The following is a 14,550-nucleotide window of genomic DNA, read 5'->3' as shown; positions in this document are numbered from 1 at the left end:
ATGAATAAACGCCTTAAATCTTGAAATTTATAGTTTTAGAGGTTTTTTTAAACGGTTGTTGCATAAAATCAGTGCAAAAATGATGGGCGAAGCGAAAATCCAGCTACTAATAAAACCAATGGAAAATCCATACATGGAAATACTCAGATAAAATCCACAAAGAAAGCAAAGATAGGCACTGAAACGTGTCAATTTACGATATTTTAAGATGATCTGAAAACGCGACTGAGCAGTTTTTTTGAGTTGTTTTTCACTCAGCAGGAACAAGAGATAAAAGCCTGTAAAAATCAGGACAAATAAAATGACAATAAGCATTATGATTTTGCCTCAAGTTCTGAGTTCAAGGATGATTTTCGCTGTATACGTTGATGAGCCTGTTGCTGAATGGGTTGGATATTGCGATAGATCAAGAAAGCTAAACCTGCAAATAACCAGAAAAATAAATCAACACGTAAATATGTCCAATAACTTTGGCTAAATAAAAGATGCTGTTGATAGAGGCTATAGTAATCGACCAGTGGCAACAGTGTTGCTAAAGCAATCAATATGGTCAATTGGCTACGCCAGAGATAGGCTTTTTTTGTGAAAAGAGCAGCAACCAAGCTGATGAGCCATGTCAGAAAAAAGCCCTGAATCTCATAATTATTGCCATGTATGTATGGTGTAACGAGTCGATTGAGATAGAAATAGACCAGCATTGAGATGGGTAATCCGACAAAACAAGCAAGGTTCCCTCGATCTACCAGATAATGCCCAAAATGAAAGCTTTGAGATTTTGCATGTAATTGACGTTTGAGACTCCAGAGCAGTAGTCCTGAAGCAATCATGGCACAGCCCAAAAGTCCGCTAAAAAATAATCCAAGACGTAATAGTGGTTGAGCAAATGGTGCCATGTGTAAACCATAAACACCTGAATAAAGCGTAGCGACAGGACTGTAATTACGAAAGTCAGGCAAAATCTGCCCTGTTGAACCTGCAATTGAAAGCTGTTCAGGTTTTAAGCTAATGCTATGATCTTCTAACTGTTTAATCTGAATTTGTGCCAAAGATGTATAGGGAGCTTTGATCTCAATCGTATTGATCTCAGGCTGATTGGGCCATTGTTGTTGTATTTTATGGTTCAGTTGCTCAAACGTGAGCATGGCTGTGGATTGACCTTGCGCTGTACTGATTGGTTGAGTCGAGTTAATCTCTTCAAAAAATTGTAAGCTTTGCTTGGGTGAATAGACTTGCTGTATGCCATAAGGCAAATACAAGTTAAAGAAAATGGTCAGCCCCGTAAAGGTGATGGTCAGAAAAAAAGGCAGGGCAATCACAGAAACCACATTATGAAAGTCTAGCCAAGAACGCTGCCCTTTAAAGGTTCGGAAAGTAAAAAAATCGGTAAAGATTTTTTTATGGGTAATCACGCCTGAAATCAACGCAATGAGCATAATAAAAGCAGCAAAACTGACAATCAGTCGCCCGATCATGTAGGGCACACCAAATAACTGAAAATGGAAGTTATAAAAAAAGTCGCCGCCTTGCGTTGTCGCTGCCTGAATTTCCTGACCTGTAACAGGGTCTAAATTTTTAATGGCATAGCTACCATCGGACTTTTGCCAATAGACATTGCTGGGGGGATGTTGAGCATTGGCAACGCTGATATACCATGATTTGGCATCATGAGCATTTTCTTCTAAATATTCCCATGCATTTTGAATGGCTTGCTGTTGATTAATTTCAGTATGATTAAACTGAGGCTGCATCCACGCATTGATTTCTTGGCGGTAGTAGGATGTTGCTCCAAGTAAAAAAATACAGAACAGCACCCAACCAAGCATTAATCCAAGCCATGAATGCAGCCATGCCATCGATTGTCGAATAGATTTATGCATCATTTAACCTATAAATTTCGAAGCTAGAAAAAATGAGGTACATAGAATCAGTGCAACACTACTGAGCTTGAACAATGAGTGGATACAGAAACTGCTCAGAACAAATACGGCATAAAAAATGATGGCAATAAAGGCAGATAAATACACAGATTCAGCTTGGGCAAGGAAATGCTGAAAGACTTTAAGAAGAACTAACATGAATAAACTGGTGCAAGCATAGCCCATGACAAACGCCACTAAAAAGCGGTAGGCAACAGCCCAACGATATGACCAAGCAAGCATAGAATATGACCAGTTTATGCTAATGAAAATTATTCGCAATATGATTGCGTATTGTGTTGAGAGATGCAAGTTAAATTGTTTTGTAAGCAGCAATAAAAAAGCCACTCCTTGAAAGGAATGGCTTTAGAGGTTGAGCTAACTTTTAGGGATTAAAGTGTAACGCCACCTGTACCAAATGCTTCACTGTGAATATTTTCTTGTGGAATGCCACGTGCAAGTAATGCTTGATGCTGCGCTTGCATAAATGGCATTGGGCCACACAAATAATAGTCGGCATGTTCAGGAAACCATTTTTTATCAAGTTTGGATAAGTCTAAGCGACCTTGAGTGTCATAATCTTGCCCTAATTTGTCCTGTTGTTCTGGGTGCTCATAAGCAACAAAAACATTTAAATTGTCATGTTGTTGAGCCAAGCCCTGAATCGCATTTTTCATGGCATGCACACGTGAGTTACGAGCAGCATGAATAAAATGAATCGCAGGTTTTTCTGGTGCATGGCTAAACTGAGCTTTAACTTTTTGCCAGAATGATAATTTTTCATTTGGATCTGTATTTTCAGTCAGCAACTGGTTGAGCATGGCAACCATTGGGGTTAAGCCCACACCTGCGCTGATGAGTACATTGGTTTTTTCAGGATTGACCAAGAAGAAATTACCTGTTGGTGCAGATAACTCAACGACATCATGTTCATTTAAATATTGATGGAGAGTCGATGAAACATAGCCAGGATCTTGTCCTTCAACTTTGGCATCTTCACGTTTGACTGAAATTCGTAAATATTGACCAGAAGCACAATCAGACAAGCTGTACTGGCGAGGTTGTTTAATGCCAAGTTCAGGGACGAGAACACGTACAGTCACATATTGACCTGCTTTGTATTTTGGTAATGCACCACCATCTTTAGGAACCAGATAAAAAGAGGTGATTTCATCACTTTCTTTGACTTTTTTAGCAATAATAAAATCACGCCAGCCAAGCCAACTACCTTGGGTTTGTTGATGCTCTAAATAAATTTTTTGTTCGGTTTGAATAAATAAATCAGCCAGTTGTCCGTATGCCAAGCCCCATGCTTCAATCAATTCATGTTCCATCGGAATATTTAAGACTTCACTAATGGAATGCAACAGGTTCTCACCCACAATGTCATATTCAGGTGCTTGAATATTCAGGCTGACATGTTTGTGACAGATGAGTTCTACAACAGGTGCGAGGACACTTGGATCTTCAATATTTTCAGCATACGCCAATACTGCGCCTGCCAGCGCTTTTGCCTGTGCGCCACTGCGTTGATGTCCCATGTTAAATGTTTCTTTTAACTCTGGGTTATTCCCCAGCATACGCTTGTAGAAATAATCTGTTAGCGCAACACCATTTTCACGTAAAACAGGAACAGTAGATTTGATGAGGTCGATTTGATGCTGGCTTAACATAATGGATTGCTCGCATGGCTTTGTAAGATATATTTAAAATACATCTTATATTATTTTTTCGTCAAGTCAGAAAACACATAAAAACTTAATTATTTTTTAAGTATTTATTTTTGTTATTAAAATAATTAAAAAAGCCAATCACAAGGATTGGCTTTAAGAGGAAGGTGAAAATATTAGAGAATGAATTAGTATTTAAATTTAACCGCAACCGTATAGTTGGCAGGTGCGCCGTAATAGCCTTGACCCTGATATAAACCAGTTAGATACTTCTTATCGGTCACGTTGTTACCATTGACTTGGAAGCTGACGTGATCATTTAAGGTATAACTTGCCATTAGGTTGAGCAGGGCATAGCTACCTTGTTTAATCAAGCCATAACCGTTACTGGTCGCTGGATCACTAATCGCATCTTGCCATTGTACACTTGCACCCACTTTAAGTTTTGGTAACTGTGGAACGGTGTAAGTCGTTAAAATATTAAAGGTTTGGGTCGGATTATATTGGCGAGGATTGACACCAGTTTCCATATTTTTCAGGCTAAATTTACTATAGCCCATCGACACTTCTAGATTTTGACTGACTTTACCTGCAAGCCCCAATTCAATCCCTTGTGAGCGTACTGTGCCTAAATCCGAGTAGTATTTAAAATCGGTTGCGTTATAGGTTGAGTTAAGTGGGAAGTTACTTTGCTCTGTTCTAAACACAGCAATCGAACCCGTCAAACGGTTGTTCAGCCATGCACTTTTTAAACCCAGTTCATAACTTTTGCCTTCAACAGGATCAGAAACTTTACCTGTGGCATTGTTAATAATGGTTTGAGGTCTAAAGATTGAGGTATAGCTGACATAGCCTGTGTAATCTGGGGTAAAGTTATAGGTCAGGCCTGCATAAGGCGATACTTTATTTTTTTGATAAGTATTTTTATTGTCAATTTCGGTGTAGTTTGCGCCTAAAATCATTTTTAAATCATCGGTTAGATGCAAACGTGTTGCACCATATAGCGATTTAATCATGATATTTACATCATCTACAGAGTAGGTGCTGCCCCATGATTGAGTTGTTGGTGTCCAACTGGCTAAATCTGTTGTGGTCACACCATAGCTATCACCTAATGCATAATAACTTTTCACATTATAATCTGACCATGCGTAGCCAAAGTTAGCTTCATGACGCTGTCCAAATAGCCCATAAGTCCCATTGAAATTCAAATTGATAGTACGTTCACGAAATTTCTGATTGTAAATTTCTGGATAGAGGGTAATGCCAGAAGTGTTATCTGTTGCAGAAGGTGCACCACCAAGATAAAGCATTTTATCTTTCAGGGTAGATGCTTTTTCATCATAGCTCAGCTTGGCTTTCCAATCGCCACCGAGTTTCTGCTCAATATAGGCAAAGTAGTTATCAATCGACCAGTCATAATATGTCCACGGCGGTGCATAGTTATAACTACGCGAATAGCTCAGTTGTTGTCCTGCACGGTTAATCAGGGGTAAAGCACCCCACTGCGAGCCATTGCTAAATTGGTGAACTTTGGAATAACCAACAGATGCGGTGGTTGAATCTGTTAAATCTGCTTCAATGATGGCTTGAACACCATTTTTCTCTTCAGAATAACGATCAATATAAGAATTGCCTGCTTTTTCATAGCCAGTTAAGCGAGCACGTACTCGACCATCTTGAGTCAGTGGACCTGAAATATCGGCTTCATAACGTTGAGTATCCCAAGAGCCATAACTAATCCCTGCATTTGCCTGAAATTCTTGAGTAGGGCGTTTACGCACATAGTTAATCGTTGCTCCAGGGTCACCTAAAGCATTGGTCAAGGCTCTGCACCCTTGATCACTTCCACACGATCATAGAAATAGCCATCGGGGTCATTACCGCTGTAGTTGTAGCTATCGACTTGGGGAATACCGACACCATCCACCAGAATATTGGAAATATCAAACCCACGCGCTGTATAAGTGGTACGGTTGGTTTCTAAACCTGTCACTGTAACCCCAGGCGTGTTTCGCAAAATGTCACGGGTCGTGGTCAGATTGAAGTCATCCATTTGTTGGCGCGTCACAACATTGACGGTTTGAGGTGTTTCTTGGACTGGAATATTGAGTTTAGTGGCACTGCTACTGTCTTTGACCGTATAGGCTTTGGTCTTTTCAGAACTGCTTGCAGTCTTGTCGGCTGAAACCGTAATGGTTGGGAGTGTTTGATCATCTTTCGCATAGACTGAGGTTGCAGTGATGCTGAGGATGGCGAGGAAGAGAGCATTCGGCTTAAACATCGTTATTCCAAATATTAGAAATAATGAAAATGATTCGCAATATGATTAACTATTATGAGGTCTGATGCAACAAAAAATTACATGAATGAGTATCATTCTTGGGTTTGTCTTGTGAGGAAAATGCAAAGCTGAATACAGAAAATCTCGTTGTTTGTATGACTTACATGAAGTAAAGCGACAAAATCTCTTATAATATTGTGGATGATAAAGCCCAAAGGAAGACATTCTTGCAAAATCGTAAACTCAGAATAGGCATCGTGGTTGGTGAGGTTTCAGGAGATACTCTTGGTGTTGAGTTGATGCGTTGCTTTAAAGCGCAAGGTGTTGATGTTGAATTTGAGGGAATCGGTGGCCCACAAATGATTGCTGAAGGCTTCCAAAGTTTTTATCCGATGGAAACTTTGTCCGTGATGGGGCTAGTTGAAGTTTTAAAAGAGCTTAAACAATTATTCGCAGTACGAGATGGGCTGGTTGAACGTTGGCAGAAAAAGCCTGTTGATATTTTTATTGGGATTGACGCACCTGACTTTAATTTACGTTTATCTCAACGCATCAAACAAAAACAGTTACCGATTAAGACCGTACAATATGTCAGTCCTTCGGTATGGGCATGGCGACAAAAGCGTGTCTTTGGGATTAAAAAGAATATTGATTTGGTGATGTGTCTATTTCCATTTGAAAAAGCGTTTTATCAAAAATATCAAGTTCCTGCGATTTTTGTGGGGCATCCACTGGCAAAACAGTTGCCATTAGACAATCATATTCAGCAAGCACGACAGGCGCTTAATCTTCCTGAACAAGCCAAATACATTGCTTTATTGCCAGGCAGCCGCCGTGGTGAGGTGGAACGACTAGCCCCCTTGGTGTTTGGCGCTGCACAGATTTTACAAGCCAAATACCCTGAGTATGAATATCTGGTTCCTGCAATTAATGAGCAGCGTTTAACGCAAATCCAGCAGATTTTGGCAAATTATCCTGAAAGTTTACGTGCCAAAATTCATGTTCTTGACAATCAGCATACCGAGTCGAAAATTGGACGTTTAGTCATGAACGCAAGTAATATCATTGCCTTGGCTTCAGGTACAGCGACACTCGAAGCAATGTTATTGCATCGTCCAATGGTGACATTTTATAAGTTACATTGGTTGACCTATCGTATTATGCGTTTGATGGTCAAAATTCCATATTATTCTTTGCCGAATATTATTGCGGGTAAAAAAGTCATTCAAGAGCTGATTCAGGATCAGGCAACACCTGAAGCATTGGCTACGGAAATTGAAAAGTTAATGAATGTTGAAACTGCACAAATTCAAGTGATGCAGCATTTGACGATGCATAAGCAATTGATTTCAGGAGATACTGAAGATCCTGTACACGCGATTTTGCAATTATTGGCAGCACGTTAAGTCTATTTTAAAATTGAAAAAGGCAGGAATTTCCTGCCTTTTTGATGATTTTAAATTTAGGTGCGAATAATGATTTCGTAACCTGTATATTTACGAATATTGATCACGCCCGTATCTAAAATCAGATATTGACCTTTGATGCCTTGTAAAACACCACGGATGGTTGGGGTTTTATCCAAATTATGCGATTTGATTTTTTCAGGATATTGCTCGACTGGGTAGATGAATTCCCGCATTTTTTCGTCATCAAGCAGTTGAATGCCTTCATCAAACTCCAGATTTTGACTGAATTCTTCACGAATACGCTGAATTTTAGGTGCAAATTCTTCGACCAGTTGTTCGCGAACTTCAATCAGATTCAGCGGTTCAGCTTCACCTTTGAGTAATTTACGCCAGTCAGTTTTATCTGCGACTTGTTCGCCAAACATGATTTCGAGTTGTCCTGACAAGCGCCGTGAACCGACTTGCATAATCGGCAAGGCTTGGGTTGCACCCTGATCTAACCAACGTGTTGGCATTTGGCTAATGCGGGTAATGCCGACTTTTAAGGCACTTGAGTTGGCTAAATAGACAATATGCGGTTGAAAGCAGACACTGTGGGCAAACTCATCTTCGCGGCAAGTTCCAAGATGATAATGGCAGGTTTCAGGCTTCATGATACACATGTCACAAGACGCTTTAGTTTTAAAACATTTAAAACAGTGACCTTGTGAATAGGATTTAGGTGTTTTTGCACCGCAAGAGACGCAGAAAATCTTCCCAGTCCATTCAATTTCAAGCTCTTGGCCTAAAGTAAAGGGTAAATTGATCTGAGATTGGTCTAGAATAAAGCTGTATTCAACATGCGCTTTTTGAGTGTTCTGTTCGGTTACACTATGGTTGGCTAAATCGGCATGCATTTTATGGCAAATGCCTTGTAATTCCATATCAATTTCTCTCTAACTCAGATAAAGGTGCAGTTTATGGCTGAACAAAATGTCATCACTTCAATGCTAGACGATTTATGTCAGGAGCAGCCCATTGAAACTGCATTGTGTATTGGACAGGATCTTTGCCAACACGGCTTACAACACTCAATTGACTGGCAATATTTTAACGTATCTGATTTTTTAAGTCTGCCTTTTACCCGTCGCTATGATTTGGGTTTCATTTTGCTCGACACCCCAGAAATGCAAAATTTAACCGATACCGAGAAGTCACGACTTTTGGTGAAGTTGCGTGATCTCATGGCAAAACGCTTGGTAGTGGTGTGTCCACATCAGGATACGCAATTGATGCGCGCTTTGGGCTTAACTCAAATGTTAGATAAAACCCAGCAACAGGGCAGTCTGACCTTGTGGCAGTTTAATATTTTGACCTACAAACATGTGCCTGATTGGTTTAACTCGAAGTTTTGGGCGAACCCAGACAACTGGGACAAGTTTCGCTGGTAATAAAAAAGCCAAGTTTAACTTGGCTTTTTTATGCATACATTTGAATTATTTAAAGAAATAACCCGTTTCAGGTGAACTGGCATTTGCCATGCGCTTGCGTGGCATACGACCTGCCAAGAAGGCTTCACGACCTGCTTCAACTGCTTTTTTCATGGCAGATGCCATTAAAATCGGGTGTTGTGCATTGGCAATCGCAGTATTCATCAGCACGCCATCACAACCCAATTCCATTGCAATCGCAGCATCACTGGCTGTACCCACACCCGCATCAACCAACACTGGAGCTTTTGCATTTTCTTTAATGATGGAAATGGTATGTGGATTTAAAATGCCCAAACCTGAACCAATCAAGCTGCCTAAAGGCATAATGGCGACACAGCCCATGCTCTCAAGCTCTTGTGCCACAATTGGGTCATCTGAAGTATAGACCATGATTTCAAAACCATCGTCAATCAAGGTCCGTGCCGCTTTCAGCGTTTCAGTGATATTTGGGTACAAGGTTTTTTCATCACCCAAGACTTCAAGTTTCACCAAATTGTGACCATCAAGCAGTTCACGCGCCAGCATACAGGTACGAACTGCGCTATTGGCATCGAAACAGCCTGCTGTATTTGGCAGAATTGTATATTTCTCAGGCGGAACAACAGAAAGTAAATTCGGTTGATCTGGATGCTGACCAATATTCACACGGCGAATTGCAACAGTCACAATTTCTGCGCCACTGGCTTGAATCGCTAAATCTGTTTCATTGAGATCTTTGTACTTGCCTGTGCCAACCAATAGGCGGGATTGAAAAGTACGTGAACCAATAATTAAAGGGGAATCTTTAAATTGAGCGTCTTGCATAATTATGTCCTATTAACCACCACCAACGGCATGAATAATTTCAATATGGTCTTGTGCCTGAATCTGTGTTTGCTCTAATTTTGATTTCGGCACAATCATTTCATTGAGTTCAACTGCAAAGCGTTTATTCTCCAAAGCGAGAGATTGAACCAATGCCAGTAGATTTTCACAGGACGTTTCAGTCGCCACGCCATTTAAAAAGATTTGCATGCTGTCCTCATTTTGCAAATTTCATGGCATTCCACGCCAAGACTAACCAGCCAATAATCATGAAGATTCCACCAACTGGAGTAATTGCCCCTAAAATACGGGGTAAACCTAAGCCCATGACATAGAGTGAACCACAGAAGAATACAATCCCAATTTGAATGCAAATAAAGCTGACTTTAATTGGAAACTGTGGTGACACTTTTGCCAAAATCGCAAGGGCTAATAATCCAAGCGCATGATAAAAAAAGTAATCGGTTGCAGTATGCCACCAAGAAAGTTGGTCAATGGTTGCCCGAGCTTTTAAACCGTGTGCACCAAAGGCACCGAAAATCACTGCAAGCGCAAGATTTAACGCAGAGATTGCAAGCCACATTGTGCTATTCCGTCAAGAATTTGCGCTATACCATAACATAATTTTTGGCAGGGTTAAGATTATTTGCACGAAACTTGGGCAATAAAAAAGGCTGAAGAATCAGCCTAATTTATTCATTTTCATGAACGAAAAAATTAGTTGGATGACATCGCAACTTTAATTTTTTCCATCGCATTTTTTTCAAGCTGACGAATACGCTCCGCGGAAACATTATATTCGGCTGCAAGCTCATGCAAGGTTGATTTGTCATCGTCTAACCAGCGACGCTGTAAAATATTACGAGAGCGATCATCAAGCTGATTCATAGCATCGTGCAGTGCAGAGGTACTTTGTTCTTCATAGTCTTCATTTTCGACCAAACGTGCAGGGTCATAACGGCTATCTTCTAAGTACAATGCAGGTGCAACATGGGTTGAACCTTCTTCGTCGTCATCATTTTGTGCTTCAAAGGCTGCATCGTATGCAGTTAAACGACCTTCCATTTCCAGAACTTGTTCTGGCGTGACATTCAGGTCATTGGCAATTGATTGTGCTTCCTCAAGCGTCAATTTTTTACTGGATTTTTTTAAGCTACGTAAATTAAAGAATAACTTACGCTGAGCTTTGGTTGTGGCAATTTTGACAATACGCCAGTTGCGAATCACATATTCGTGAATTTCTGCTTTAATCCAGTGAACTGCAAAAGACACTAAACGTACGCCCATATTTGGGTCAAAACGTTTTACGGCTTTCATTAAGCCTAAGTTGCCTTCTTGAATCAGGTCGCCTTGTGGCAAGCCATAGCCTGCATAAGTGCGTGCAATATGTACAACGAAACGTAGATGAGACATGACCAGCATTTTTGCTGCATCAAGATCTTGGTCGTAGTAATAGCGTTCTGCCAACTCTTTTTCTTGTTCGGCAGTTAAAATTGGAATCTGATTGACAGTACTGATGTATGCGCCTAGGTTCACACCGGGTGCAGACAATGACAGGGGCATCAATTGATTGCTGCTGTCAGTCATGAAAACTCCTTATAGGGATGAGCTAGTCAAAATCAATGTGTTTATCTTAATCTGCTTTAGAAGCAGAATTAAGGCAAAAAGGGTAGCGAAATGTAAACTTTTATGCCAGTGTCTTCAAATTCTGTACATGTGTTATTCATTCAGATTCAATGATGTAGTGTAGTTCATGTTCAGTAATTCTGATCGTTTGACAGTTCAGTTGCTGCATCTGACAATAACGTAAAATATCGATTTCGCTGTTGGGGTCGGATGCTTTTAAGCAGAATTTTTGTTGAGCAGGTGCAGATTTTATTGCGCGTTTCAACATCAATAGCGGCATAGGGCAAGGTTTGCCTATCGCATCAATTTCAATGAAAGTTGCCTTAGGATCGGACATAAAGCTGGGTTCTAAACTCAATAAAGCCCTAGATACTAACAAAAAGCCTAGATCTTAAAAAGAGGAAAGGTGTGGTAAAAAACAATCTAAATGTAAGAAAAATCATGCGCTGATAAAATGCTATATTTATGAAAAATTTTTGTATCAATTCACTGAAAGGCATGCTACTCTCGGAACCGTATGTAGGATGCAATTTCGCAAAAAACCTATGACAATGTGGATATAACCGGATTTTGTTAATAGTTTTACAGAATGATCACAAGCTTAAAAATAATAACTATTTTTAAACCTTGTCGCTCTACTGTTTGCAACACCGGGTGATCCTTTTTTTTAATCACAGAGGATTAACTAATGACAGTACGTGAACAAGGCGTAGTTAAATGGTTCAACGACACTAAAGGTTTCGGCTTTATTCAACGTAGCAGCGGCGATGACGTATTCGTTCACTTCCGCGCTATCCTAGGCGAAGGTCACCGTTCACTTCGTGACGGTCAACGCGTTGAATTCAGCGTTGTACAAGGTCAAAAAGGTTTCCAAGCAGAAGAAGTTCAGCCATTAGACTGATCTTTTTAGGTGCTTAACCTTAAAAAAAACGCCCCATAACATTTGGGGCGTTTTTTGTTTATAATGGCGACTTATTTTACGCGCATAACGGATTAACAGGTTTATGTCATCTGGTTTCGAAACCTTAAATTTACATCCTCAGTTAAAACAGGCGATTGATGCGTTGGGCTTTACCAGCATGACGCCAATTCAAGAAAAGGTTTTAAAGTTTACGCTTGCAGGTCACGATGCGATTGGTCGAGCGCAAACAGGAACAGGGAAAACGGCAGCATTTTTAATTAGTATTATTAATGACTTGTTGAATAATCCGATTCAAGAGCAGCGTTATCGTGGCGAACCGCGTGCATTGATTTTAGCACCAACTCGAGAGTTGGCTTTACAAATCGAGCAAGATGCCAAAGACTTAACCAAATGCACTTCATTAAATGTTGTGACATTGCTAGGCGGTGTTGATTTCGATAAACAGAGAAAACAGCTTGATGCGGGGTTTGTCGATATTTTGGTTGCAACGCCAGGTCGTCTGATTGATTTCACTGAACAAAAAGAAGTTTGGTTAGATCAAGTTGAGTTTTTAGTGATTGATGAAGCTGACCGTTTGTTGGATATGGGCTTTATTCCTGCTGTAAAACGAATTGTGCGTTTCTCACCACGTAAAGAGCAGCGTCAAACTCTAATGTTCTCGGCGACTTTTAGTTATGACGTTTTAAACTTGGCTCGTCAGTGGTTATTTGAGCCTGTTACAGTCGAAATTGAGCCAGAAAAGAAAACCAATGCAGATGTTGAACAGCGTGTGTATGTGGTTTCTAATCGAGACAAGTACAAGTTATTGCAAGACGTTTTGCATAATGAGCCGATTGAAAAAGTCATGATTTTTGCCAATCGCCGAGATCAGGTGCGTCGCTTATATGACAGCTTGAAAAAAGATGGCTATAAGGTCGTCATGTTGTCGGGTGAAATTGCTCAAGATAAGCGCTTAAAAATGCTTGATCAGTTTAAAAATGGTCAGCACAACATCATGATTGCAACTGATGTGGCGGGTCGTGGTATCCATGTCGATGGCGTATCACATGTGGTGAATTTTACTTTGCCTGAGCAATCTGACGATTATGTTCACCGTATTGGACGTACAGGCCGTGCAGGTTCACAAGGTGTGAGTATTAGCTTCTTGTCAGAAGATGATGCCTTTTATTTGTCTGATATTGAAAAAGCGATTGGACAAAAATTACCGCTTACACGTTTAGATGGTTATTGCTAATTTAAGATATTGAGATGAAAAGGGGTCATGATTGATCCCTTTTTTTATACTTATTTGTTCTGACAAGTGAAAATCAAGGTGGTTTGATAGTCATCATCCCGTTGTAATTTTGGACTGTAACCTAAAATCCCACCAATAACTTCCGTCGCTGTTGTGATGCTTTGACCAGTTTGTTCATCGGTTACATTTTTAAAAATACCGTTGTAGTTTGTGGATTCGTTACGAATAATTGGTGTTTGTCGTGAGCAGGTTTTATTGGCAGCAAGAATGGCATTATTTTTGGCGATCACAGCCGTTTTACCTAAACCTGTTACTTCAAATTGATGGTTTTCGTTTTGTAGTACCAATGTCGCAGGTGGATTAGAGCTACAGGCACTGAGAACGACTGCTATGCCAAAACTACTGATCAATGTTAAATATTTCATTTGACCTCTGGAAACTTGATTGAAGGTAGTTATAGTGTGCCTTAGAAATATTGTGCAGTGTGTATGGTGATCATAGGCATGTTGCTGTTTTTTGCTGATCTTTTGTTGCTGTATTTTTTATTGCTAAAACTAGAGTTCATTTTTTAGAGTATGTTAATCTAAATTATATTGTTTAGATGAAAAGATCACAGTCTTCATGGCAAATACAACAGTACAAGCAGTTCATGATAATATTCAACAGCGCCAGTCAGTCGGTCTTCTTGTTGAACCTGCACCCACTGCACAGCAACTTGAGTTGGCATTTGCAGCAGCACTCACTGCACCAGACCATCATCGTTTAAAACCAACCCGCTTTGTGGTGATTGAAACGAATCAACGTATTGCATTTGGAGAGCTCGTTGCCAATTCAATGCAGCAAGATTTTCCTGAAATAGATCCAGTTCAAATTGAACGTATTAAAAATCATCCAATGCGCGCACCTTTGCTGGTTTTGGCATTAACTCATATTGTTGAGCATCCAAAAGTACCTGAGTTTGAGCAAATTTTAAGTTCAGGCGCGGCTGTCCAAAACCTTCTTTTATCACTTGAGAGTCAGGGTTTTGCTACTATGTGGCGCACAGGTGCTATTGTTGAATCAGTGAGTTTGAAAAAAGCGCTGGGTTTACAAGCACATGATCTGATTTCAGGCATTATTTATGTCGGGACAGCCGCAAAAGCATTAGCACCACGTGCTGAACTGACATTGTCGAATTATGTCAGTTATTGGTCAGCACCGTAATCAAGTTGAG

Annotated in this window: 15 protein-coding genes and 1 pseudogene; 5 read left to right on the top strand and 11 right to left on the bottom strand. The window is 40.2% G+C overall.

Annotation, left to right across the window (positions count from 1 at the left end):
* Positions 1–314: 314 nt before the first annotated feature.
* From GBN19_RS06010 to GBN19_RS05995, 4 genes and pseudogenes are all read right to left on the bottom strand, one after another.
* Positions 315–1,877: a PepSY-associated TM helix domain-containing protein gene (locus GBN19_RS06010; protein WP_151777523.1), complete on the bottom strand. Its 1,563-nt coding sequence runs from the start codon at positions 1,875–1,877 to the stop codon at positions 315–317.
* A 3-nt stretch (positions 1,878–1,880) separates the two neighbouring features.
* On the bottom strand, positions 1,881–2,159 hold the full coding sequence (locus tag GBN19_RS06005) for a hypothetical protein (protein ID WP_151777512.1): 279 nt from the start codon (positions 2,157–2,159) through the stop codon (positions 1,881–1,883).
* A gap of 149 nt (positions 2,160–2,308) precedes the next feature.
* The gene (locus tag GBN19_RS06000) at positions 2,309–3,589 is read right to left on the bottom strand and encodes a globin domain-containing protein (RefSeq protein WP_151777511.1); all 1,281 of its coding nucleotides are present in this window, start codon (positions 3,587–3,589) and stop codon (positions 2,309–2,311) included.
* Positions 3,590–3,774: 185 nt separating this feature from the next.
* Positions 3,775–5,870 (bottom strand): annotated as a pseudogene (locus GBN19_RS05995) (TonB-dependent siderophore receptor).
* 227 nt (positions 5,871–6,097) lie between these two features.
* On the opposite strand from GBN19_RS05995, the gene lpxB reads away from it, so the two are divergent.
* Positions 6,098–7,276: a lipid-A-disaccharide synthase gene (gene lpxB, locus GBN19_RS05990; protein ID WP_151777510.1), complete on the top strand. Its 1,179-nt coding sequence runs from the start codon at positions 6,098–6,100 to the stop codon at positions 7,274–7,276.
* Between the two features lie 56 nt (positions 7,277–7,332).
* Here the strand turns inward: lpxB and GBN19_RS05985 are convergent, their stop codons facing one another.
* Entirely contained in the window at positions 7,333–8,202 is an 870-nt protein-coding gene (locus tag GBN19_RS05985; protein WP_151777509.1) for a DUF2797 domain-containing protein, read from the bottom strand.
* Between the two features lie 36 nt (positions 8,203–8,238).
* On the opposite strand from GBN19_RS05985, the gene GBN19_RS05980 reads away from it, so the two are divergent.
* Positions 8,239–8,709, top strand: a complete 471-nt coding sequence (locus tag GBN19_RS05980; protein ID WP_151777508.1) for a DUF6231 family protein — start codon at positions 8,239–8,241, stop codon at positions 8,707–8,709.
* A 45-nt stretch (positions 8,710–8,754) separates the two neighbouring features.
* On the opposite strand, the gene GBN19_RS05975 is transcribed toward GBN19_RS05980, so the two are convergent.
* From GBN19_RS05975 to GBN19_RS05955, 5 genes are all read right to left on the bottom strand, one after another.
* Positions 8,755–9,555: a thiazole synthase gene (locus GBN19_RS05975; protein WP_151777507.1), complete on the bottom strand. Its 801-nt coding sequence runs from the start codon at positions 9,553–9,555 to the stop codon at positions 8,755–8,757.
* 12 nt (positions 9,556–9,567) lie between these two features.
* On the bottom strand, positions 9,568–9,765 hold the full coding sequence (gene thiS, locus GBN19_RS05970; RefSeq protein ID WP_004751558.1) for a sulfur carrier protein ThiS: 198 nt from the start codon (positions 9,763–9,765) through the stop codon (positions 9,568–9,570).
* A gap of 7 nt (positions 9,766–9,772) precedes the next feature.
* Positions 9,773–10,138 (bottom strand): DUF423 domain-containing protein, encoded by a 366-nt coding sequence (locus tag GBN19_RS05965; protein WP_151777506.1) that lies wholly within the window; start codon positions 10,136–10,138, stop codon positions 9,773–9,775.
* 134 nt (positions 10,139–10,272) lie between these two features.
* The gene (rpoH, locus tag GBN19_RS05960) at positions 10,273–11,142 is read right to left on the bottom strand and encodes an RNA polymerase sigma factor RpoH (RefSeq protein WP_151710952.1); all 870 of its coding nucleotides are present in this window, start codon (positions 11,140–11,142) and stop codon (positions 10,273–10,275) included.
* A gap of 136 nt (positions 11,143–11,278) precedes the next feature.
* Positions 11,279–11,518 (bottom strand): sulfurtransferase TusA family protein, encoded by a 240-nt coding sequence (locus GBN19_RS05955; RefSeq protein ID WP_151777505.1) that lies wholly within the window; start codon positions 11,516–11,518, stop codon positions 11,279–11,281.
* Positions 11,519–11,869: 351 nt separating this feature from the next.
* Between GBN19_RS05955 and GBN19_RS05950 the strand changes: the two genes are divergently transcribed.
* Positions 11,870–12,082: a cold-shock protein gene (locus GBN19_RS05950; RefSeq protein ID WP_151710954.1), complete on the top strand. Its 213-nt coding sequence runs from the start codon at positions 11,870–11,872 to the stop codon at positions 12,080–12,082.
* Between the two features lie 103 nt (positions 12,083–12,185).
* Positions 12,186–13,337: an ATP-dependent RNA helicase RhlB gene (gene rhlB / locus GBN19_RS05945; protein ID WP_151777504.1), complete on the top strand. Its 1,152-nt coding sequence runs from the start codon at positions 12,186–12,188 to the stop codon at positions 13,335–13,337.
* Between the two features lie 50 nt (positions 13,338–13,387).
* On the opposite strand, the gene GBN19_RS05940 is transcribed toward rhlB, so the two are convergent.
* Positions 13,388–13,762, bottom strand: a complete 375-nt coding sequence (locus tag GBN19_RS05940) for a hypothetical protein (RefSeq protein WP_151777503.1) — start codon at positions 13,760–13,762, stop codon at positions 13,388–13,390.
* Positions 13,763–13,958: 196 nt separating this feature from the next.
* Between GBN19_RS05940 and GBN19_RS05935 the strand changes: the two genes are divergently transcribed.
* Entirely contained in the window at positions 13,959–14,540 is a 582-nt protein-coding gene (locus tag GBN19_RS05935; protein ID WP_151710732.1) for a nitroreductase family protein, read from the top strand.
* Positions 14,541–14,550 lie beyond the last annotated feature (10 nt).

Source organism: Acinetobacter brisouii (genome assembly GCF_008993995.1).
Lineage (GTDB): Bacteria > Pseudomonadota > Gammaproteobacteria > Pseudomonadales > Moraxellaceae > Acinetobacter > Acinetobacter brisouii_A.
Note: the sequence above shows the minus strand (reverse complement) of the source record. Positions and strands in the feature narration are given on the sequence as shown.